Here is a 21,121-nt window from a genome sequence, read left to right as displayed (position 1 = left end):
CGCCGACCGGCCGATGGCGAACGAGGTGTCGCGCATGACTCCCGACGAGGCCGCGCACCTGCTCGGCGTCGACCTCGATGCCGAGCAGTCCGTCCTGGATCGCGCCTACCGGCGGCTGGCGAGGGAGCTCCACCCGGACCGCTTCGCCGGGATGCCCGAGGCCGACGTGCGCGCCGCGAGCGCACGCTTCATCGAGGTCACCCGCGCCTACCACCTCCTCTCCGACGGTCGGGCGGCGGCGCGGGGCGGCTGGGCCGACGGGCCGATCGTGGTCGAGCACGCGACGGGCGGACCGGTGCGCGCCAGGACCGCGCCGCGGCGCAGCCCGAGGCTCATCGCGACCTGGACCGCCCTGCTGCTCCTCGGCGCGCTGCTGTCGACCTCCACCGAGCCCGTCTTCAGCGCGTTCGATCTCTGGGGGCGTCTCGCGCTCCTCGTCGCCGCGGCCCTGGCGACCGGGCTCACCCGCCGTCGCTGGGCCTGGTGGGCGACCCTCGTGCTCCTCGGGCTCAGCGGCATCGCGGTGATCGTCTCGACGACCGTCGCATCGCTCGTCGGCCTCGGGCTGACGGCGATCGCGTCGGTCGGTCTCGCCGTCCAGGCCGGGCTCGTGCACTTCCCCGACCAGCCCTGACGCCCGCGCCGGTCGCGCGCGGATGCCGCGAGGAACATACTGGGAACCATGCCGGCCGCCTTCGTCGTCGTCCCCGAGTGGCAGGGCTCCGTCTCCGCCCGCGCCATGAGCCACGCGGACGGCGCGCACGCCATCAGCGGTGACCTCCCCTCCGCCGCCACCGTCGTCGTCGACGTGCCCGTCGAGGCCGGCGACGCGCTGGGCACCGGGGTCCAGCGGTACAGCGCGCTGCGCCGCGTGAACGAGCGCATGCGCGAGGCGATGCGGGGTCTCGGGCGGACGCCGATCGCGGTCGGCGGGGACTGCGGCATCGCGTCGGCCTCGGTGGCGAACGCCGCGGCGGGCGACGCCGACTCGCTGGCCGTGCTCTGGCTCGACGCCCACCCCGACCTCAACACGCCCGAGTCGAGCCCGTCGGGCGCGTTCAACGGCATGGTGCTCCGGTCCATCCTCGGCGAGGGGGCCGACGGGCTCGCCCTCGCCGACGGCGAGCGCATCGCCCCGTCCCGCCTCGTGCTCGGCGGCGTTCGTGCCGTCGACGACGGCGAGCAGTCGTTCATCGACGAGCACGGCGTCGCCATGGTCGGCGTCGACCGGTTCGGCGACGCGCAGGCCGTCGTCGACGCCGTCGTCGCGACCGGCGCGACCCGTGTGTACGTGCACATCGACCTCGACGTGCTCGACCCGTCCGCGATCGCCGGCCTCTCGTACCCGCTCCCCTTCGGCGCCGATCCGGATGACGTCGTCGCGCTGGTGCGCGCCGTGGTCGGTCGCCTGCCGCTCGCCGGCGCGTCGATCGCGGGCTTCGCGCCCGCCTCCCCCGACGCCGCCCTCGACGACCTGCCCACGATCCTGCGGCTCATCGGCGCGCTCGCCTCCGGCGCGTCCTGAGGCGTCCGCCGAGACGGCGGCGGACGGCCGGAGACCGGACCACCGAGTCCGCCACGCTCGCGCAACCGTGGCCAGCGAGGCCGCCTGCTGCCTAGGCTGGCGGTGGCCGGTCGGCGCGTCCCCCGGCCGAGGAGGGAGCGCGCATGGCCAGGGAGTTCGACGTCATCGTCCTGGGGGCCGGACCGGTCGGCGAGAACGTCGTGGATCGCGCCCGCGCCGCGGGCCTCGAGGTCGCCGTCGTCGAGCACGAACTCGTCGGCGGCGAGTGCTCGTACTGGGCGTGCGTGCCCTCCAAGACGCTGCTGCGCAGCGGGTCGGTGCTGCGCGCCGCGCGACGCGTTCCCGGTGCGGCCGACGCGGTGACCGGCGACGTCGACGTCGCGGCGACGCTCGCCCGCCGCGACTACTGGGTGTCGGACTGGGACGACCACGGCGCCGTGGGCTGGCTCGAGGGCGTTGGCGCCGTGCTCGTGCGCGGTCACGGCCGGCTCGACGGCGAGCGTCGCGTCGTCGTCTCCCCGCCGGGCGGGGGCGACGAGGAGGTGCTCGTGGCACGGCACGCCGTCGCGGTGTGCACCGGATCCGAGCCGGTCGTCCCGGGCGTGCCGGGGCTCGCCGACGCCCGGCCGTGGATCAGCCGCGACGCCACGGGCGCCCACACCGTTCCCGGCCGGCTCGCGATCATCGGCGGCGGGGTCGTGGCGACCGAGATGGCGACGATCTACGCGGGCTTCGGCACCGAGACCACGATGCTCGTGCGCCACGGGCTGCTCGGCGGCATGGAGCCGTTCGCCGGCGACGCGGTCGCGACCGGCCTGCGGGCGCTGGGCGTCGACCTGCGCACGGGCGTGAGCCCGGTGCGGGTCGTCCGGGACGAGGCGGATGCCGTCGTCATCGAGCTCGACGACGGCTCGACGGTCACGGCCGACGAGGTCCTCGTCGCGACCGGCCGCCGACCGCGCACGACCGGCATCGGGGTCGAGACGGTGGGCCTGGAGCCGGGCGCGTCGATCGAGGTCGACGACACGCTCGTCGCGACCGGCGCCGGCGCGGCATCCGGGGGCGACGCCCCCTGGCTCTACGCGGTCGGCGACGTGACCGGGCGCGCCCTGTTCACGCACCAGGGCAAGTACCAGGCGCGCGCGGCGGGCGACGTCATCGCCGCACGCGCGCTCGGCCGCCGCGTCGACGCCGGACGGTTCGGCGTGCATGCGGCGACCGCCGACGGGGTCGCCGTGCCGAGCGTGGTGTTCTCCGATCCCGAGGTCGCCGCGGTCGGGCTCACGACGCGGAAGGCCGCCGACCGCGGTCTCGCGGTGCGCACCCCCGAGGTCGCGTTCTCGAGCGTGACCGGGGCGGGCATCGTCGCGGAGGGATACGAGGGACGCGCCCGGCTGGTCATCGACGACGCTCGCGACGTCGTGGTCGGCGCGACCTTCGTGGGCCAGGACGTCGCCGAGCTGATCCACCAGGCCACCATCGCGATCGTGGGCGAGGTGCCGGTCGCCCGGCTCTGGCATGCGGTGCCGGCGTTCCCGACCATGAGCGAGGTGTGGCTGCGACTGCTCGAGGCCGACGGCCGGCCGGAGGCCGGCGCATGAGCCGGACGCTGCGGGTGCGCCTCACCGACTCGCCGATCAGCGCGGCGGGGTACTGGTGGGCGACGGCGGTCGGCTTCGCCTGGGGGTTCCTCTGGAGTCGAGGGCGGGTCGAGGTGCGGCAGGGGCTCGTCGTCTTCCGCGGCATGCCGCGGTGGACCTTCGGTCGCGGCGGCTCGTGCGTCGGGGGCTGCTACCTGACCGACCGGAACGACTCCGACACCGTGCTGGGCCATGAGGTCGTCCACCGCGAGCAGTGGCGGACGTACGGACTGCTCTTCCCGATCCTGTACTGGCTGTCGGGCCGCGACCCGCTCCGGAACCGCTTCGAGATCGAGGCCGGGCTGGAGGCGGGCGGCTACCTGCCGGCCCGGCGCGGTCGGCGCACCGGCGCAGGCGGACGCGGCGCAGGCGGCACCGGCGCAGGCGGAGACGCCGCGGGCTGAGTCGACGGCGGGCCGGGCCCCGTGGGGAGCCCGGCCCGCCGGTGCGGCTTCAGCCGTTCGTCACTGCTCGACGACGCCCGCGATCGCCTCGACGAGAGCGGGCAGGCCGGCCTCCCAGTCGAAGCTCAGGGCGGTGGGCGGCGAGACCGACGACACCGTCACCGGGTCGTAGACCTGTGCGACCTGGCCCGCGGCGACCGCGGGGATGGCCTGGAGCTCGGGCTTGACGAGGAAGGCGTCGGCCTCCTCCTTCGTGTTGTGGTAGCTGACGATGACGTCGGCCTCGAGCTGGTCGAGCTGCTCGTAGCTCAGCTCGTAGAAGAAGCCGCCGTCGCTCGTGTCGAGCTCCGAGACGCTCGGGGCGACCTCGAGACCGAGCTCGGTGAGCACCTCGATGCGCGAGTCGGCCGCGGTGTAGACGTACACGAAGCCGTCGCCGTCCCACACGCCCGCGAAGGTCGTGCCGGCGAAGTCGGGGTGCTCGGCGGCCTGCTCGGCGAGGCCGTCCGCGATGTCCGCGAGGACCGCGTCGCCCTGGTCGGCACGGCCGAGGGCCTCGGCCGTGATCTCGATGGTCTGGTCCCACGGCGTGGTCCAGGGGGCCTCGGGATAGGCGACGACCGGGGCGATCTCGGAGAGCGTGTCGTACTGCTCCTGCGTGATGCCCGAGTACGGCGCCAGGATCAGGTCGGGCTCGGCCTCGATGAACTCCTCGTAGGGGATGGTGGCGCCGCCCTCGGGGTCGGGGATGAGGGCGGGCAGCTCCTCGCCGGCCTCCTCGTACGCGGCCTCGACCCACGGGAGGTAGTTGCCCTCGCCGACGGTCCACGCCTGCTCGGCGATCGCGACCGGGTAGACGCCGACGGAGATCGCGGCCTCCGTCGAGCCCCAGCCCCAGGTGGCCACGCGCTCGGGCGCCTCCTCGACGACGGTCTCGCCGAACGCGTGCTCGAGCGCGATGGGGAAGCCCTCCGCCGCGGGTGCCGAACCCTCCTCGGTGGACTCGGCGGGGGTGCCCGAGCAGGCGGACAGGGCGAGCGCGGTGACGGCGGCGCCGGCCGCGGCGATCAGGGAACGTCGAAGACGCACGGATGCTCCTTGGATGAAGGGGAGGTTGATAAGGCTAGCCTAACCTAACTCCGCAGATGGCGCACCCTCCTGTCATCCGCGGTCACACGGCGAGCGATCCGCCGGGCGCCTCGGCGCCCCGGGCGTGGTATCGGCCGATCGGCACGACGAGCGGCGTGCCCGAGACGGGATCCGGGATCACGCTCGCCTCGAGGCCGAACGCATCGCGGACCGAGTCCGCGGTGAGCACCGCCCCCGGCTCGCCCTCGGCGACGATGCGACCCGCGGACATCACGACGAGATGGTCGGCGTAGCGCGCCGCCAGGTTGAGCTCGTGGAGCACCATGACGACGGTGGTGCCGCGTTCGCGGTTGAACGTGGTCAGGAGGTCGAGCAGCTCGAGCTGGTGGGTCACGTCGAGGAAGGTCGTCGGCTCGTCGAGCAGCACGATGTCGGTCTGCTGCGCGAGCACCATCGCGATCCAGACGCGTTGGCGCTGTCCGCCGGAGAGCTCCTCCACGGGGCGGTCGGCGAGGTCGGCCACGCCGGTCGCGGCGAGCGCCTCCGCGACGACGCGGTCGTCGTCGCTCGAGTGGCGTCCGAACCAGCCCTGGTGCGGGAAGCGGCCCCGTGCCACGAGGTCGGCGACGCGCACGCCGTCGGGAGCGATCGAGGACTGCGGGAGGACGCCCACGCGACGCGCGAGGTCGCGCCGCGGCATCCGCGATGCGTCTCGCCCGTCCAGGAGCAGCCGGCCCGCCTCGAGCGGCTGCAGGCGCGCGAGGCCGCGAAGGAGCGTCGACTTGCCGCACGCGTTCGGACCGACGACGGCGGTGATCCGCCCGGGCGGGATCGCGAGGTCGAGGCCGTCGATGACGCGACGGCCGTCGTAGCCGAGGCTCACACCCTCGGCGACGAGTCCGGCGCCGGCCGCGGGGGCCGCCTCGGCGGCGGAGACGGGAAGCGAGCTCATGCGCGGGTCCTCTCGGTGCGGGCGAGCAGCCACAGCAGGTACGGCGCGCCGATGATCCCGGTGACGATGCCGAGCGGCGCCGTGAAACCGGGGAACGCGAACTGGCCGATGACGTCGGCGCCCAGGGTGAGGGCGGCGCCCAGCACGGCGGCGGCGGTCACGGCCGCCACTCCCCCGCCGACGAGCCGGCGGGCGACCGCCGGGGCGATCAGCGCGACGAACGCGATGGGGCCGGCCACCGAGGTGGCGAGGGCCACGAGCGCGACGGCGATGACGAGGAGGCCCATGCGCGCCGCGTCCGCCCGCACCCCGAGCGCACGTGCGTGGTCGTCGCCGAGGGCGAGCGGACGCAGCGCGCGGGTCAGCACGGCCAGGGCGAGCGCGCACGCCGCGAGCCCGCCCGCGAGCGCCACGAGGGGCTCGCCGCGCACGTCGGCGACGCTGCCGACCGTCCAGTGCAGCGCGGTCTGGGCCTGACGCACCTCCGCTCGCGCGAGCAGCCAGGTGACCGTCGAACCGCAGAGGTAGGCCATGCCGACCCCGACCAGGACGAACCGCACGCCGTGCAGCCCCTGCCGCCACGCGGCGAGCCAGATGACGAGGGCGACGGCGAGGCCGCCGCCGAACGCGAAGCCCGCGACCAGGACGCCGCTCGCGCCGAGGCCCAGGATCGCCCACACGGCGCCGAGGCTCGCTCCCGCGGAGATCCCGAGGATGTCGGGGCTCGCGAGCGGATTGCGCAGCGTCGACTGGAAGACCGCGCCCGCCAGGGCGAAGGCGGCTCCCACGAGCAGCGCGGCGAGGATCCGCGGCAGCCGCAGGTCGAACACGACGAACCGCTCGATGCGCTCGCCGCCGCCCAGGAGCACCGCGAGCACGCGGTCGGGGGTGACGCCGGCCGCACCGAACGACAGCGCCGCGAGCGCGATCGCGGCGACCACGACGACCGCCGTCGCCACGACGGCCGCGTTGCGGCGCCGGTGGGCGCGGCGGACCGACCCGATCCCGGTCGCGTCGGGCACCGCAGCCGAACCCGGGTCGACCGGGGTGCGTGCGTCGACGATCGCTGCGGCGCGCATCAGAGCCCCGCCACCCGTCGACTGCGGGCGATCGCGACGAGCACGGGTGCGCCGAGGAACGCGGCCACCACCCCCGCCTCGAGTTCGGCGTTCGGCACGACGAGCCGGCCGATGACGTCGGCGGAGAGCAGCATGATCGGGCCGAGCAGCATCGCGAGCGCGGTGATCCAGCGGTAGTCGCTGCCGACGAGTCGGCGCGCGGCGTGCGGGACGACGAGCCCGACCAGCGCGATCGGCCCCGCCAGCGCGACCGCGGTGCCGCAGAGCAGCACCAGCGCGAGACCGGACACCGCACGCGTGACGCCGACGCGCTGCCCGAGCGCGGAGGCCACGTCGTCGCCGAGCGCGAGGAGGTTGAGCCGGTGCGCGAGCGCTGCGGCGAGCACGACGCCGACGACGAGGAACGGCCAGAGCGAGCCGACCGTGGCGAGGTCGCGCCCGGTGAGCGAGCCGACCGCCCAGAACCGGTACTGGTTGAACGCCTCGGTGTCGCGGATGAGGACGAGGGCGATGAGCGGGGTGAGCAGCGCGGTGAGCGCGGCGCCGACGAGCGCGAGCCGGACCGGCTGCGCCCCGCCGATCGCGAACACGACGGCGGCCGCGATCGTCGCGCCGGCGAACGCGAACCAGATGAAGCCGAGCGGTTCGGTGATGCCGAGCAGCGAGATGCAGAGCACGACCGCGAGCGACGCGCCCGAGTTGATGCCGAGGAGGCCGGGGTCGGCGATCGGGTTGCGCGTCACGCCCTGGATGAGCGTGCCGGCGAGCCCCAGCGCGAGGCCGGCCGCCAGGCCGATCACCGTGCGCGGGATTCGCAGTTGGACGACGACCGCCTGGTCGGCGTCCGCGAGGTCGGGGGCGACGAGCGCCTGCCAGACCTCGGCGGGATCGATCGTCCTGACGCCGAGCGCGAGGCTCGCGGCGACGACGACGAGGAGCGCGGCGAGGGCGCCGCCGACCACGAGCACCCGGCGGCCGGCGCGGGGTCCCCGATGCCCGCCGGGCGCGGCATCCGCTCGGTCCGCCGCGGTCGCCGCCGAGGTCGGCACGAGCTGCGGCGCCCCGCTCACGCCAGTTCGGCGCGGCCCCGGCGCCAGTAGCCCATGAAGGCGACCTGGCGGCGGTCGAGACCGGCCTCGCGCACGAGGAAGCGGCGGAGTGCGGTGATGACGGATGCCTCGCCGGCGAGCCAGGCGTAGCAGTCGCCGTCGAGGCTCGTGCCCTCCGGGACGTCCCACAGGATGCCGTCGGCGTCGGCCGCGGCCTCGAGCTCGACCAGCGTGCGCCGGGCCGACTCGGCTGCGGCCGACGCGGGGTCGGCGCAGTCGCGGAGCCAGCAGGTGCGGGCCACCCAATCGCGGACGGCGGGAACGAGGCGCTCACCGTGCGACTGCGCCTCGGTGCGCGGCAGCCAGCGCACCTCGACGCCCGCGGGTGCGGCGACTTCGAGCACGTCGTCGGCGCTCGGGACCTCGATGATCGCGGCGCCCTCGGCGTCGGCGGGCAGCGATCCGAGGATCGCGCAGATCGCGGGGGCGGCGGTCTCGTCGCCGGCGAGCAGCACCGTGTCGACCGTGCCGGGCCGCCAGTCGATGCCGATCGTGCGGCCCTCGCTCAGCTCGTCGGGGCCGACGAGCACGATGTCGTCGCCGACGGCCGCCCGCGTCGCCCACGCGGAACCGGGACCGGTGTCGCCGTGCGCCACGAAGTCGACGTCGACCTCGCGGAGCTCCGGGCGCACCGCCCGGATCGTGTACGTGCGGAAGGGGTTGCGGTGCTCGGCGGGCAGCTCGCGCCAGGCCGAGTACCAGTCCTCGCCGTCCGGGAAGTGCGCGAAGCCCGAGCCCTCGAGCGGGAGGACGACCTTCACGCGCTGGTCGAGGCCGGCGGTGCCGAACTCGGCGAGCTCGTCGCCGGAGAAGGTGACCCGGGTGAAGTGGGGGGTCAGGCGATGCACGCGCGACACGCTCGCGCGGAAGCCGCGATACGCGGGACGCGGACGAGCGGGCGCGGCGACTTCGGCGAGTGAGGTAAGCATTACCTAAGTCTTGCACACGGTGCGGGGCGGATGACACCCCGGGCCGACGCGATGGGCCGGCGACCCGCGACGGGTGCCGCCGCGGCATCCGTCACCACACGGGCGGCCGCCGGCGGCCGCGCCGCGCGGTCCGCTCGAGCTGCGCCGCGAGCGAGAACAGCGTCGCCTCGCCGCCGGGCCGGCCGATGAGCTGGACGCCCATCGGCAGTCCGCCCTCGGTGTCGTGCACGGGCAGCGTCACGGCCGGCAGCCCGGCGACGTTGACGAACGACGTGTACGGCGTGAAGCGCACCTGCTGGGCGAAGTTCTCCTCCGCGTCCTCCGCGTCGTACCAGCCGACGGGCCGGGGCGTCAGCGCGAGCGCCGGGGTGAGGACCACGTCGACGGCCGAGAACCGCTGGATCGTGCGGCGCTCGAAGCCCGTCAGCCAGCCCAGCGCCTCGGCGAGCTCGCCGGCCGTGCGTTCCCGGCCGCGAGCGACGAGCCAGCGCGTCAGCGGCTCCAGGCGATCGCCGGCCCCCTCGTCGACGGCGATGCCCGCGGCGCCGGCCTGCCAGATCGTGCGGAACGCCGCCGGGTAGCCGGGCTCGGGCGAGGCGGGCAGTTCCGCGACGCCGTGGCCCATCCGGTCGAGCAGGGCGATCGCCCGGTCCAGCGCGTCGCGGGCGGCCGGGTCGAGGCGGATGTCGGCGAAGTCGTCCCACGGCGTGTCGAGCATCACGCCCACCTGGAAGCGCCCCTCGCCGCGGATCGCGGCGCCGAGGTACGGGCCGTCCTCCCCCGGCGCGCGCAGGGCGAACGGATGTCGCGCCGGATAGCCGCGCGGCGCGATCAGGCCGTCGAGCAGCAGCGCCGCGTCGGCGACCGTCCGCGCGATCGGGCCGACCACGCCGAGCCCGCCGAGCCGGTCGATCCCCGACCCCGAGGGCACGCGACCCCGCGACGGCTTGACGCCGACGAGCCCGCACGAGGCCGCCGGGATCCGGATCGACCCGCCGCCGTCGCTGCCGGGCGCGAACGGCAGCATCCCGGAGGCGACCGCCGCGGCCGCTCCCCCGCTCGAGCCGCCGGCGCCGAGCGCGAGGTCCCACGGGTTGCGGGCCGGCCGCCCGGCGAGGGGCTCGGTGTACGACGGCAGCCCGAACTCGGGCGTCGCCGTCTTGCCGAGGCTGACCGCCCCCGCGGCATCCACGGCCTCGACCGTGTCGTCCGACTCCTCCGCGACGTGGTCCGCGAACACGCGCGACCCGAACCCCGTCGCGACGCCCGCGCGCGGGTGCAGGTCCTTGTCCGCGAGCGGCATGCCCCAGAGCGGCGCCGCGTGCGGGACGTCGCGTTCCACGGCCCGCGCCCGTTCGAGCGCCGCCTCGGGCGTCACGTGCGCGAAGGCCCCGACCTCCGGATCGAGACGCTCGATCCGGCCGAGGAAGTGCTCGGCCGCCTCGACCGGGCTCACCTCGCCGCGCTGGAGCAGCTGGTGCAGCTCCAGCGCGGTGAACTCGTGCAGGGCATCATGCAGGTCGGCCACCCCACGAGCCTACGCAGGCGCCGCCGACGCGAGCCCGCGGCATCCGCTCACTTCAGGGTCTTCTGCAGCAGCACCGTGCCGAGCCAGCGGTCGAACTTGAAGCCGACGCGGCCCATGCGGCCGATCTCGTGGAAGCCGAACCGCTCGTGCAGCCGGATCGACGCCTCCGCGCCCTGGTCGGCGATGACCGCGATCATCTCCTTCAGGCCCGCCTCCTTCGCGGCGTCGATGAGCGCGCCGAGCAGTGCGGTGCCGAGCCCTTTGCCGGATGCCGCGGGGCCGAGGTAGATCGAGTTCTCGACCGTGTACCGATACGCGCGCTTCTGCTTCCACGGCGACGCGAGCGCGTAGCCGAGCAGCTGGCCGCTCGGCGACTCGGCGACGAGGAAGGGCATGCCGAGGCGGCTCAGGTAGGAGAACTTCTGCTTCCACTCGCGGAGGCTCATGGCGTCCTCGTCGAAGGTCACCGTGGAGTTGGCGACGTAGTAGTTGTAGATCTCGCGCACCGCGGGGAGGTCGGCCTGGCGCGCGGGACGGATCTCGAAGGCGAACGGCGCCTCGGGCGCCTCGGGCCTGCGCAGGTGGCGCGGCAGCGTCCGGCGGGCCTGGTACTCCTCCTCCAGCATCGCGCCAGACTACTCCGCGGAGATGACGACCGGATGACGCGGCGCGGGCGTCGCCGGCAGCCGCCAGTCGACGGGCCGGCCGCCCTGCGCCTCGAGCAGCGCGTCGGCCCGGCTGAACGGCCGCGACCCGAAGAATCCGCGGCTCGCCGAGAGCGGGCTGGGGTGCGGGGACTCGACGACGGGCGTCGCACCGAGCAGGGGCTTGAGGTTCTGCGCATCGCGTCCCCACAGGATGGCGACGAGCGGCGTGCCGCGCGCGACGAGCGTACGGATGGCGTGGTCGGTCACCTCCTCCCATCCCTTGCCGCGGTGCGAGGCGGGCGCGCCCGGGCGCACCGTGAGCACGCGGTTGAGCAGCATCACGCCGCTGGTGCTCCACGAGGTGAGGTCGCCGTGGTCCGGCGTCGGGATGCCGAGGTCGTCGCGCAGCTCGCGGTAGATGTTCGCGAGGCTCCGCGGCACCGGGCGCACGTCCGGGTCGACCGCGAACGAGAGGCCGATCGGATGCCCCGGGGTCGGGTAGGGGTCCTGCCCGACGATGAGCACGCGCACGTCCTCCATCGGCGCACCGAACGCGCGGAGCACGCGATCGCCGGCCGGGAGGTAGCCGCGCCCCGCCGCCGACTCGGCGCGGAGGAAGTCGCCGAGCTCGGCGATCCTCGGGCCGACCGGTTCGAGCGCGGCGGCCCAGCCCGGGTCGATGAGCCCGGCCGCGGCCAGCCCGTCGAGCGACATCGCCACGTCAGGATCCGATCGTGGAGACGAGCACGCCCTGCTCGGCGGGCAGGACGCGCCAGACGCTGCCCGCCCCCTCCACGCGGAGGCCGCCGTCGCCGACGATCAGCGCCGTGCGCTCGTCGATGCCGAGCCCGCCGGCGACGAGCCCGGACTCGACCGCGGCGACCAGCCGGGAGAGCATGCCGCGCTCGGCGACGTGCACCTCGATGGCCACGTCGACGAGTCCGATGCCGGCCTCGATCTCCAGCTCGACGCCCGGCTCGTCCGGATCCTCCGGGGCGACGCGCACGCCGCCGATGCGCGACCCGCCCCCGAGCGAACCCTCGGCCGCGATCATCGCCCCCGCCGAGACGCCGAGGTACGGCACGCCGGCCGCGACCTGTCGGCGCAGCTCGCCGAACACCGGCTCGAGTCCGGCGCGCACGTCCTCCACGACGCCCCCGCCCACCGCGATGCCATCGACGTCGGCGATCGCGGTGAGTGCGACCGGCTCGGCGGGACGCCCGGCGGTCGCGTGCACGTCGATCCCCGCGCCGTCGGCGGCCGCGACGAGCAGGTCGCCGAGCGCCGCCGCCTTCTCCGCGGCCTCCGGGTGGAGCGAGATCACGGCGATGCGGGGCCGGTCGCGACCCGCGGCCCGCGCGCGCCGCGCGGCCTCGTCGACGAACGGCGCGTACAGCGCGGCATCCGAGCGGTCCGTCGCGCCGCCCCCGATCAGGTGGATGCTCACGCGACGCCCTCCTCGACGGTGACGGGCGGCAGCGCCGACCACGGGAAGACGATCCAGTCGTCGGTGCGCCGGTAGTCGTAGTCCGGTGCGAGCACGGTGTGCGACTTGGTGTACAGCGTCGCGCTCCGCACCTCGGCACCCGCCTCGGAGAGCAGGTCCACGACCTTGCGGAGCGTGCGGCCCGAGTCGGAGACGTCGTCGACGAGCAGCACGCGACGGCCTGCGAGGGCGGGTGCGTCGAGCATGGGCGGGTGCAGCACGGGCTCGGGCAGGCGCTCGTCGACGCCCGTGTAGAACTCCACGTTGATCGAACCGCACGACTTCGTGCCGAGCGCATAGGCGATCGCGCCCGCGAGCAGCAGCCCGCCGCGCGCGATGGCGATCACCACGTCGGGGCGGAACCCCGAGCCGAGGACGTCGGACGCGAGCGTCCTCGCCGCCTCCGCGAAGTCGTCCCAGCTGAGGATCTCGCGGCGGATGCCGTCGGCATCGGCGGCGGCGTCATTCGCGTCGAACGTCATCCCGTCAGGCTACCGGTCGGCCGGTCCCCCGCCGGGGGCCGGCCCCCGCTCGGGCACGTCGAGGTCGTCCGCCATCAGTCCCTCGCGCTCGGCGAGCGCCGACCCGTCGGGTCCGTGGCCGTGGCGCAGCGCATTGAGGCGCTCGTTCAGCACGGAGATGATCGTGGCCGACGCGACGCCGACGATCGCGATGCCGCCGATCATCAGGAACACGGCCCAGATGCGGCCGAGGGTCGTCACGGGGTACGTGTCGCCGTAGCCGACGGTCGTGAGCGTCACGACGGCCCACCAGAGGGCATCGCCGAAGTTCGTGATGGTCGCGCCGGGTGCCTCCCGCTCGGCCTGCAGCGTGGCGAGCGCGATGAAGAAGACGTACATCGCGGCGTAGAGCACCGCCGAGATGACGAAGTTCGCGCGCACCGTGTCGGGGGTCCGGCGCTGCAGGGCCGGGATGTTGCGCAGCAGCGTCACGGCCCGGAGCGCCCGGAACACGGGGATCAGCACCGAGAGGAACTCGATCGGGTGCTGCCACGTGTAGCGCCACCGCTCGCCTGCGGGCGTGAGCACGAGCCGGACGACGAAGTCGGCGAGGAAGGCGACCCAGGTGACGATGAAGATCCCGTTGAACAGGGGCCGCCAGTCGCGTGCGAACTCCGGCCAGAGGACCGAGACCGTGTACGCCGCGACGAAGAGGAACCCGAGGATCGCGAGGGCGGCCGCGGTGTGATCCACCCAGCGGTGGCGACGCTCGACGCGGCCGATGCTCATGCGCCCGGCTCCCCCTTGACCGCGAGCTCGCCCTTGGCGAGCCGGTGCGGCGCCGCCTGCGCGACGGGCTTGACCACGATGAGGTCGAGGTCGACGTGGCGCGGCTTCGTCATCGCGTCGACGATCACGCCGGCGACGTCCTCGGCGACGAGCGGTTCGGGCACGTCGTCGTAGACGGCATCGGCCCTGGCCCGATCGCCGCCGAACCGGACGAGCGCGAACTCGTCGGTGCGCACCATGCCCGGCGCGACCTCCACCACCCGGATCGGCTCGCCGTTCAGCTCCAGGCGCAGCACCTCGGTGATCGCGTGCGCCGCGAACTTGGCGGCGTTGTACCCGCCGCCGCCGACGTAGGCGACGTGCCCGGCGATCGACGTGACGTTGACGATGTCGGCCACGCCCCGCTCGGTCGCCCCGCGCCGCAGCAGCGGCAGGAGCGCGCTCGTGACGCGCTTCAGGCCGAGCACGTTCACCTCGAACATCCACGACCAGTCGTCGAGGTCGGACTCCTCGACCGAGGCGAGCCCCTTCGCGCCGCCGGCGTTGTTCACGAGCGCGTGGACGCCGCCCGTGGCGGCGAGGTGGGCGGCGAGCGCCGCGACCTCGGCATCGCTCGTCACGTCGGCGGTGAACGGCTCGGCGCCGGTCTCCTCGGCGAGCGCCGCGAGCCGGTCGGCTCGGCGGGCGACCGCGACGACGTCCCATCCGGCGGCGACGAGGGCGCGCACCGTGGCGGCCCCGATCCCCGAACTCGCTCCCGTGACGACTGCGCGCAACTGGTCCATGCCGACATTCTGCCCGAGCGGGCCGTCGCGGCGCGGCCGTCGCTCCGTGGGGAAGAATGGGCGGATGGAGCCGACCACGCAGCCCCATGGCCATCGGACGCACCGGAAGCGCCGCGTGCCGCTGTGGGACAACGCGAGATGGATCGCGATCACCCTCGTCGTCATCGGCCACGGCATCCTGCCGCTCATCGCCGAGGACGACGCGGCCTACAGCGTGTACCTGTTCATCTACTCGTTCCACGTCGCCGTGTTCGTCACCGTGTCCGGGTACTTCGCGAAGTCCGGGCCGCCGAACGCACGGGCGATGCGACAGGTGCTCACCGACATCGTCTTCCCGTACTTCATCTTCGAGACGATCTGGACCGTCGTCCGGTTCGCCCTCGGCGGCGATTTCGTCCTCGACTACACGACCGCGTCGTGGACCCTGTGGTTCCTCATCGCGCTCGCGATCTGGCGCATCGCGCTGCCGTACCTCGTGCTCCTGCGTTACCCCCTGCTCATCGCGATCGCCGTCTCGATCGGCGCGGGCTACGCCGTCGAGATCGACTCGACGCTCGCGCTCACCCGCACCTTCGGCATGTTCCCGTTCTTCGTGTTCGGCTGGAAGCTGCGGCAGTGGCGGATCACCGACCGGTGGCTCGACCTCTCGACGGCGGCGACCTGGCGCTGGCGCGCCGGGGCGTTCGCCCTGTTCGCGGTGCTGCTCGTCGCGCTGCCGGCGGCGATCGAGACGTGGCGCGACCTCCGCCTCCGGCGGTTCATGCTCTACGACGAGTCGTACGAGGCCATCGGCTACGACGAGCCGTGGTCGGGCGCCATCCGCCTCTTCCTGCTGCTGCTCGCGATGCTGCTCGCCGTCGCGTTCCTCATCCTGATGCCGCGTCGGACGACCCCGTTCACGGCGTTCGGGAGCGCCACCATGTACATCTACCTGCTGCACTCGTTCGTGCTGTTCCCCCTGCGCGAGACGCCGATCCTGGAGGGCCGGCAGCCGTGGTGGGTGCTGCCGGCGATGATCGTGTTCTGCGTCGGGGTCTCGGTGGTGCTCTCGCTGAAGCCCGTGCGGCGGATCTTCCGGCCGCTCGTCGAGCCGCGGGCGCGCTGGCTGTTCCGCCCGGAGCCGACGACGGCCACGGGCACGCTCGTGCTCCCGGCCGAGGCGCTGCCGCCGCTGCCGTCCGACCCGCCCGGTTCGGCGCGCATCGACGCGCCGCGGCCGGACGCCGAGCCGGACGCGGAGCCGGACGCCGGGCGCGGCCGCGACGCCGGCGGTCCATCGGACGCGACGCCCGACGCCCGCGGATGACGCCGTGTTGCGGCATCCGTTGAGGAGCTGACGGGCCGCACGTACCGTGGGCGACGGGCGCGGCCGGGGGCCGCGCCGACACCCCGAAGGAGTCCCCATGGCCGACCACACCGCCGACTGGCGTTTCGAGACCAAGCAGGTGCACTCGGGCGCCGCACCCGACCCGGTGACGAAGGCCCGCGCGACGCCGATCTACCAGACCACGTCCTACGTCTTCGACTCGGCGGAGCACGCCCAGAACCTCTTCGCGCTCGCCGAGTTCGGCAACATCTACACGCGCATCATGAACCCGACCCAGGCGGTCGTCGAGGAGCGCCTCGCGGCGCTCGAGGGCGGCTCCGGCGCGCTCCTCGTCGCCTCGGGCCAGGCGGCCGAGACCTTCGCGGTGCTGAACATCGCCCAGGCCGGCGACCACATCGTCTCGTCGTCGTCGATCTACGGCGGCACCTACAACCTGTTCAAGTACACGCTCGCCAAGCTCGGGATCGAGACGACGTTCGTGGAGAACCAGGACGACGCCGACGAGTGGCGCCGCGCGGTCCGCCCGAACACGAAGCTGTTCTTCGCCGAGACGATCGGCAACCCGAAGATCAACGTGCTCGACATCGGACTCGTCTCGGGCATCGCCCATGACGCCGGCATCCCGCTCATCGTCGACAACACGATCGCGACCCCCTACCTGATCCGACCGTTCGAGCACGGCGCCGACATCGTCATCCACTCGGCGACGAAGTTCCTCGGCGGGCACGGCACGGTCATCGGCGGCGTCATCGTCGACGGCGGCCGGTTCGAGTGGTCGAAGCACGTGGAGAAGTTCCCCGGGCTCACCGAGCCCGACCCGTCGTACCACGGCGCGAGCTACACGGCCGCGGTCGGCGACGCACTCGCGTACGTCATCAAGGCGCGCGTGCAGCTGCTGCGCGACCTCGGCTCCTCGATCGCGCCGGCGAGCGCGTGGCAGCTCATCCAGGGCATCGAGACGCTCTCGCTGCGCGTCGAGCGCCACGTGCAGAACGCGCAGGAGATCGCCGAGTGGCTGGACTCCCACCCGGACGTGGCGCACGTGAACTACTCGGGCCTGCCCTCGAGCCCGTGGTACGCCGCGGCCAACCGGTACGCGCCGAAGGGCGTCGGCGCGGTGCTCTCGTTCGAGCTCAAGGGCGGCGTCGACGCCGGCCGCGCCCTCGTCGACAACCTGACGCTGTTCAGCCACCTCGCGAACATCGGCGACGTGCGCTCGCTCGTCATCCACCCGGCCTCGACCACGCACTCGCAGCTGACGCCCGAGCAGCAGCTCACGAGCGGCGTGACGCCGGGCCTCGTCCGCCTGTCGGTGGGCATCGAGAACATCGACGACCTCAAGGCCGACCTCGAGGCCGGTCTCGCGGCGGCGCGCCGCGCGACCGAGGCCGCCCGGGTCTAGCACCTCCGGCAGCGCACGACACGGATGCCGCGTCCCGCACGGGACGCGGCATCCGTCGTTCCCCGGCCGTCGTAACAGTGCCGCGGCGCGCGACCAGGTCGGGGAGAATCGGAGCATGGACTGGCAGACCACCTCGGAGACGGTGCCCGCGAGCGTCGTGCCCGAGGCGCGCGCCGCCCACCAGCTCGCCGGGCGTGCGCCCGCGACCGGCGCCTGGCGCGAGGGCGACCCGGTCGGCGAGCGGCGCTTCGCCAGGATCGGCGCGCTCGGGCTCGAGTCCGGGCAGGTGCTGCCCGACGTCCGCATCGCCTACGAGTCCTGGGGCACGCTCTCCCCGGCACGCGACAACGCGATCCTCGTGCTGCACGCGCTCACGGGCGACAGCCACGTGCTCGGCGCCGCCGGCCCGGCGCACGCGAGCGCCGGCTGGTGGCCGGGGGTCGTCGGGCCGCGTCGTGCGATCGACACCGACCGGTGGTTCGTGGTCGCCCCGAACGTGCTCGGCGGATGCCAGGGCTCGACCGGTCCCGCCTCGGTCGCGCCCGACGGCATCGAGTGGGGTGCGAGGTTCCCGTTCGTGACGGTCCGCGACCAGGTCGCCGCGCAGGTGGCGTTCGCCCGCGAGCTGGGCATCGAGCGCTTCGCCGCGGTCCTCGGCGGCTCGATGGGGGCCATGCACGTGCTCGAGTGGGCGCTCATGGCGCCCGACGCGGTCGAGCGGATCGCCGTGCTCGCCGCGCCCGCCGCGACGACCGCCGACCAGATCGCGCTCAACTCCGTCCAGCTCGAGGCCGTGCGCAGCGACCCGGCGTTCCGCGGCGGCGCCTACTACGACGCGCCCGACGGCGAGGGCCCGACCCGGGGGCTCGCGCTCGCGCGCCGCATGGCGATGCTGAACTACCGCACGCCCGTCGAACTCAACCAGCGGTTCGAGCGCAGCTGGCAGTCCGGCCTCGACCCGCTCGGCGGCGGCGGCCGGTTCGCCGTCGAGTCCTACCTCGACTTCCACGGGAACAAGTTCACGCGCCGCTTCGACGCGAACAGCTACCTCGTCCTCACCGAGGCGATGAACTCGCACGACGTCGGCCGGGGCCGCGGCGGCGTCGCGGCGGCGCTCGACCGCATCGAGTCGACGACGCTGGTCGTGGGCATCGACAGCGACCGGTACTTCCCGCTCGACGGCCAGCGCGAGATCGCCGCCGGCGTGCGGACGACGATCCACGGCGACGAGCCCGTCGTCCTCGCCTCCGAGTACGGACATGACGCGTTCCTGATCGAGGACGACGCGGTGGGCGCCGAACTCGCGAGGCTGCTCGCCGCCTGACGCGGGGCGCGGGCCTCGCGGCGCGTGGCCCGGGGCGCGCGCCGCGTCGCACTCACCGGACGGCACGCCCCGGTTCGGGCACGCTGTCCCGCATCCGGGGGACGTTCCGAGGTATCTTCAAGGGAGCGCGGCCACGAGGCGCGCCCGGACGCAGCGAGGCAGGGGGTGGCATGCGGCGCATCGACAAGGAACGCGACCGGCTCCTGCGCCGACTCGCTCGCGGAGGCGGCCTCACTGGCGCCGCCGTCTCGCTGGTGTGCATCGTGGTCCCCGGCGCCCTGCCCCCGGCCCGGTTCGCCCTCGCCGCGGCGCTCGTCGTGGGCATCGCCGTCCTCGTCGGGCTGGCGACCACCCGCGGTGCGCTGTCCGCGACGCTCGGCGCGATGGCCGCGGCGACGGTGCTGCTGCTCGTGATCGGGCTCGACGCGCGGATCGATCCCGCCGGAGCGACCGCGATGGCCGCGACCGGCGCCCTGACCACGGCCGCGCTCGCCATCCCCCTCGTGGTGCGCCCCTCCGGGCCGGCGTTGATCCTCGGCTCAGCGGCGGCGATCCTCATCGCGCTCGGCGCCTCCGCGGCATCCGGTGCCGACATGCGGCTGGTCCTCGTGGCCACGATCGCCGGGTGGGCGGCGTGCGTGATCGTCGGGACCTGGCTCGCTCGCGCCATCGCGCGGGCGGCCGAGCGGATCGACGAGGTGGGCCGCGCGCACGAGGCGGAGCGCCTCGCGAGCGAATCCGAGGCGCAGCACCGCCAGGACGCCCGCGTGCTGCACGACACGGTGCTCGCCACCCTCAGCCTGCTCGCCCACTCCGGCGTCGGCGTCGGCGCGGGCTCGCTCCGGCAGCAGGCCGGCGACGACGCCCGGTTGCTCAAGCAGCTGCGCCTCGGCGCGCCGCTCGACAACGGGTCGAGCGCCATCTTCTCCCCGGAGTCGTCCGACGACGGGCTCGGCGCGACGTTCGAGTCCGTGCGCCAGCGCTTCGCCCGCATGGGGCTCGAGGTGAACTGGCACGGCGCGAACCACCTCGTGCTTCCGCGCGACGCGCTCGACGCGCTGCTCGGCGCGCTCGGCGAGTGCCTCGAGAACGTCCGCAGGCATGCCGGCGTGGCCGTCGCCGACGTCACCGTCACGGACGACGAGCGCACCGTGCGGGCGATGGTCACCGACCAGGGCGCGGGGTTCGAGCCCGCGGCCGTGGACCCGGCGCGCCTCGGGTTCGCCGAGTCGGTCGTCGGCCGGTTGCACGCGGTCGGCGGGCGCGCGCGCGTCTTCAGTTCGCCCGGATCCGGGACGACGGTGATGCTGGAGGTGCCCAAGCCGTGAGCCCGTTCCGCCGTGCCTCCGACGAGGCGTCACCCGACACGACGCACGAGATCCAGTTCGATCGCCCCACCCGTTCGGCCCGCGCCGCCGAGGACATCCGCAGCGCCCACGGTGGGCGTCGGCTCGCCGTCGGCGTGACGACCGCGGCGGGCGTCATCGTCCTCGGCCATCTCGCGCATGCCGTGGGGCTCATCGGCGTCTTCCCGCCCGGCGGCGGTTCGGCGCCCGCGTGGATCGCGTTCGCCGTGGTGGCGGCGGCCACGGTCGTCGCCACGCGCGGCCTCACGCGCGTGGCCGACTGGACCAACGTGCTGATCCTCGTCGCACTGTCCGTGCCGATCGTGCTGGACCTCGCCGCGACGGCGAACCTCCTCCACCTCGGCGTGACGCCGACGGCCGCTCCGGCCGCCGCGGCGCTCCTGCTCCCCGTGGCGGCCCTGCGCGAGACCCGCACGCCGGTCGCGGCATCCGCCGTCATCGCCGGCGTGCTCGCCGTCGCCGCCCTCCTCCAGGCCGCGACGGCCGAGTCGTGGACGGTCGCCGGGCTCGCGGTCGCGGCGACCGCCGTCGTGCCGGTCGCGCTCGTCGCGGTCGGCGTGCGCGGCTTCCGCCGACTGGTCGGCCGCGAGCTCGACCTCTCGCTCGTGCAGTCCACGGTCGCGACCCCGCGCTCCGCCGTCGGGATGCGCGCATCGGAGGAGCTCGCGGAGCTCGACTACGACGCCGAGGCGCTGCTCGAGGACGTGGGGTCCGGCCGCGTCGCCATCCCGCTGCCACCGGAGGCCGCCGAACAGGCGGGCCGACTGGCCGCGCGCCTCCGCATCCGGCTCATCGAGGGCCGGACCGACACGTGGCTGCGACACGCGGTCACCGAGTCCGCGTACCTCAGCCGCCGGGTGAGCATCGACGATCCGCAGGGCCTCGCAGGCCTGCTCTCGCCGTCGCAGCGCGAGGGGCTGCTGCTCGCGCTCTGGCTCATCGCCGGCCAGCGGCGCCGCAAGCCGAGCGAACCGCCGCTCGAGGTCCGCGTGCACTGCCGGGAATGCGAGGCGCGCGACCCGGCGGGCGACCCGGCCGACGACCGGTTCCGCTCCGCCGAGGGGATGGCCGTCGCGATCGATCTCGACGTCTCGGGTCTCACGGCGCGCCGTGCCGATGCGGCGACGTGGGATGCACTCGATAATGTCGGTGTACACGAGATCGCACCGGGCCCCGAGGGGTTCCGCGTGCGGATCGACTGCCGGATCGACCCCACGGTCCGGAATCCGGCGCCGCCCAGCGCCGTCAACCCGAGGGGAGCCTGACGTGCCCGAAACC

21 protein-coding genes are annotated in these 21,121 nt (G+C 74.5%); 9 read left to right on the top strand and 12 right to left on the bottom strand.

The genetic code is table 11. The features are described 5' to 3' along the window. The first annotated feature begins 34 nt into the window (after positions 1-34). The 4 genes from ACQ393_RS06775 (at position 35) to ACQ393_RS06760 (ending at position 3,569) form a co-directional block, all read left to right on the top strand. Positions 35-634 carry a J domain-containing protein gene (locus tag ACQ393_RS06775; RefSeq protein WP_430646064.1) on the top strand — a complete coding sequence of 200 codons (600 nt, stop codon included), beginning with the start codon at positions 35-37 and terminating at the stop codon, positions 632-634. A gap of 48 nt (positions 635-682) precedes the next feature. Continuing rightward, positions 683-1,525, top strand: coding sequence for an arginase family protein (locus ACQ393_RS06770; RefSeq protein ID WP_430646063.1), 843 nt, complete (start codon positions 683-685; stop codon positions 1,523-1,525). Between the two features lie 143 nt (positions 1,526-1,668). Next, the gene (locus ACQ393_RS06765; RefSeq protein WP_430646062.1) at positions 1,669-3,126 is read left to right on the top strand and encodes a dihydrolipoyl dehydrogenase family protein; all 1,458 of its coding nucleotides are present in this window, start codon (positions 1,669-1,671) and stop codon (positions 3,124-3,126) included. Beyond that, positions 3,123-3,569, top strand: a complete 447-nt coding sequence (locus ACQ393_RS06760; protein WP_430646061.1) for a Fe-S oxidoreductase — start codon at positions 3,123-3,125, stop codon at positions 3,567-3,569. The genes ACQ393_RS06765 and ACQ393_RS06760 overlap by 4 nt, the downstream gene beginning before the upstream one ends. A 60-nt stretch (positions 3,570-3,629) precedes the next feature. Here ACQ393_RS06760 and ACQ393_RS06755 read toward each other — a convergent pair whose 3' ends face one another. The 12 genes from ACQ393_RS06755 to ACQ393_RS06700 all read right to left on the bottom strand — a co-directional run bounded on the left by ACQ393_RS06755 (position 3,630) and on the right by ACQ393_RS06700 (position 14,423). Further along, positions 3,630-4,658 carry an iron-siderophore ABC transporter substrate-binding protein gene (locus tag ACQ393_RS06755; protein WP_430646060.1) on the bottom strand — a complete coding sequence of 343 codons (1,029 nt, stop codon included), beginning with the start codon at positions 4,656-4,658 and terminating at the stop codon, positions 3,630-3,632. A gap of 82 nt (positions 4,659-4,740) precedes the next feature. Continuing rightward, a complete protein-coding gene (locus tag ACQ393_RS06750) occupies positions 4,741-5,610 on the bottom strand; it encodes an ABC transporter ATP-binding protein (protein WP_430646059.1) in 870 nt (289 codons plus the stop codon). Beyond that, positions 5,607-6,689, bottom strand: a complete 1,083-nt coding sequence (locus ACQ393_RS06745) for a FecCD family ABC transporter permease (RefSeq protein ID WP_430646058.1) — start codon at positions 6,687-6,689, stop codon at positions 5,607-5,609. The genes ACQ393_RS06750 and ACQ393_RS06745 overlap by 4 nt, the downstream gene beginning before the upstream one ends. Further along, positions 6,689-7,759, bottom strand: coding sequence for a FecCD family ABC transporter permease (locus tag ACQ393_RS06740; RefSeq protein ID WP_430646057.1), 1,071 nt, complete (start codon positions 7,757-7,759; stop codon positions 6,689-6,691). The genes ACQ393_RS06745 and ACQ393_RS06740 overlap by 1 nt, the downstream gene beginning before the upstream one ends. Beyond that, a complete protein-coding gene (locus ACQ393_RS06735; RefSeq protein WP_430646056.1) occupies positions 7,756-8,727 on the bottom strand; it encodes a siderophore-interacting protein in 972 nt (323 codons plus the stop codon). The genes ACQ393_RS06740 and ACQ393_RS06735 overlap by 4 nt, the downstream gene beginning before the upstream one ends. Before the next feature lie 91 nt (positions 8,728-8,818). Further along, the gene (locus ACQ393_RS06730; RefSeq protein WP_430646055.1) at positions 8,819-10,255 is read right to left on the bottom strand and encodes an amidase; all 1,437 of its coding nucleotides are present in this window, start codon (positions 10,253-10,255) and stop codon (positions 8,819-8,821) included. A gap of 47 nt (positions 10,256-10,302) precedes the next feature. Beyond that, positions 10,303-10,881, bottom strand: coding sequence for an N-acetyltransferase family protein (locus ACQ393_RS06725; protein ID WP_430646054.1), 579 nt, complete (start codon positions 10,879-10,881; stop codon positions 10,303-10,305). Between the two features lie 9 nt (positions 10,882-10,890). Next, on the bottom strand, positions 10,891-11,616 hold the full coding sequence (locus tag ACQ393_RS06720; protein ID WP_430646301.1) for a uracil-DNA glycosylase: 726 nt from the start codon (positions 11,614-11,616) through the stop codon (positions 10,891-10,893). 7 nt (positions 11,617-11,623) lie between these two features. Next, positions 11,624-12,349 (bottom strand): Type 1 glutamine amidotransferase-like domain-containing protein, encoded by a 726-nt coding sequence (locus ACQ393_RS06715; RefSeq protein WP_430646053.1) that lies wholly within the window; start codon positions 12,347-12,349, stop codon positions 11,624-11,626. Further along, the gene (locus tag ACQ393_RS06710; protein WP_430646052.1) at positions 12,346-12,870 is read right to left on the bottom strand and encodes a phosphoribosyltransferase; all 525 of its coding nucleotides are present in this window, start codon (positions 12,868-12,870) and stop codon (positions 12,346-12,348) included. The genes ACQ393_RS06715 and ACQ393_RS06710 overlap by 4 nt, the downstream gene beginning before the upstream one ends. Positions 12,871-12,879: 9 nt before the next feature. Further along, positions 12,880-13,638 (bottom strand): potassium channel family protein, encoded by a 759-nt coding sequence (locus ACQ393_RS06705; protein ID WP_430646051.1) that lies wholly within the window; start codon positions 13,636-13,638, stop codon positions 12,880-12,882. Further along, positions 13,635-14,423, bottom strand: coding sequence for an SDR family NAD(P)-dependent oxidoreductase (locus ACQ393_RS06700; protein ID WP_430646050.1), 789 nt, complete (start codon positions 14,421-14,423; stop codon positions 13,635-13,637). The genes ACQ393_RS06705 and ACQ393_RS06700 overlap by 4 nt, the downstream gene beginning before the upstream one ends. Positions 14,424-14,487: 64 nt before the next feature. On the opposite strand from ACQ393_RS06700, the gene ACQ393_RS06695 reads away from it, so the two are divergent. The 5 genes from ACQ393_RS06695 (at position 14,488) to ACQ393_RS06675 (ending at position 21,108) form a co-directional block, all read left to right on the top strand. Next, positions 14,488-15,729, top strand: a complete 1,242-nt coding sequence (locus tag ACQ393_RS06695) for an acyltransferase family protein (protein WP_430646049.1) — start codon at positions 14,488-14,490, stop codon at positions 15,727-15,729. 97 nt (positions 15,730-15,826) lie between these two features. Then, positions 15,827-17,152 carry a bifunctional o-acetylhomoserine/o-acetylserine sulfhydrylase gene (locus ACQ393_RS06690; RefSeq protein WP_430646048.1) on the top strand — a complete coding sequence of 442 codons (1,326 nt, stop codon included), beginning with the start codon at positions 15,827-15,829 and terminating at the stop codon, positions 17,150-17,152. A gap of 115 nt (positions 17,153-17,267) precedes the next feature. Next, the gene (gene metX, locus ACQ393_RS06685; RefSeq protein ID WP_430646047.1) at positions 17,268-18,476 is read left to right on the top strand and encodes a homoserine O-acetyltransferase MetX; all 1,209 of its coding nucleotides are present in this window, start codon (positions 17,268-17,270) and stop codon (positions 18,474-18,476) included. 170 nt (positions 18,477-18,646) lie between these two features. Then, positions 18,647-19,804, top strand: a complete 1,158-nt coding sequence (locus ACQ393_RS06680; protein WP_430646046.1) for a sensor histidine kinase — start codon at positions 18,647-18,649, stop codon at positions 19,802-19,804. Then, on the top strand, positions 19,801-21,108 hold the full coding sequence (locus ACQ393_RS06675; RefSeq protein WP_430646045.1) for a hypothetical protein: 1,308 nt from the start codon (positions 19,801-19,803) through the stop codon (positions 21,106-21,108). The genes ACQ393_RS06680 and ACQ393_RS06675 overlap by 4 nt, the downstream gene beginning before the upstream one ends. Positions 21,109-21,121 lie beyond the last annotated feature (13 nt).

The organism is Agromyces sp. GXS1127, from assembly GCF_050565425.1.
Lineage (GTDB): Bacteria > Actinomycetota > Actinomycetes > Actinomycetales > Microbacteriaceae > Agromyces.
Note: the sequence above shows the minus strand (reverse complement) of the source record. Positions and strands in the feature narration are given on the sequence as shown.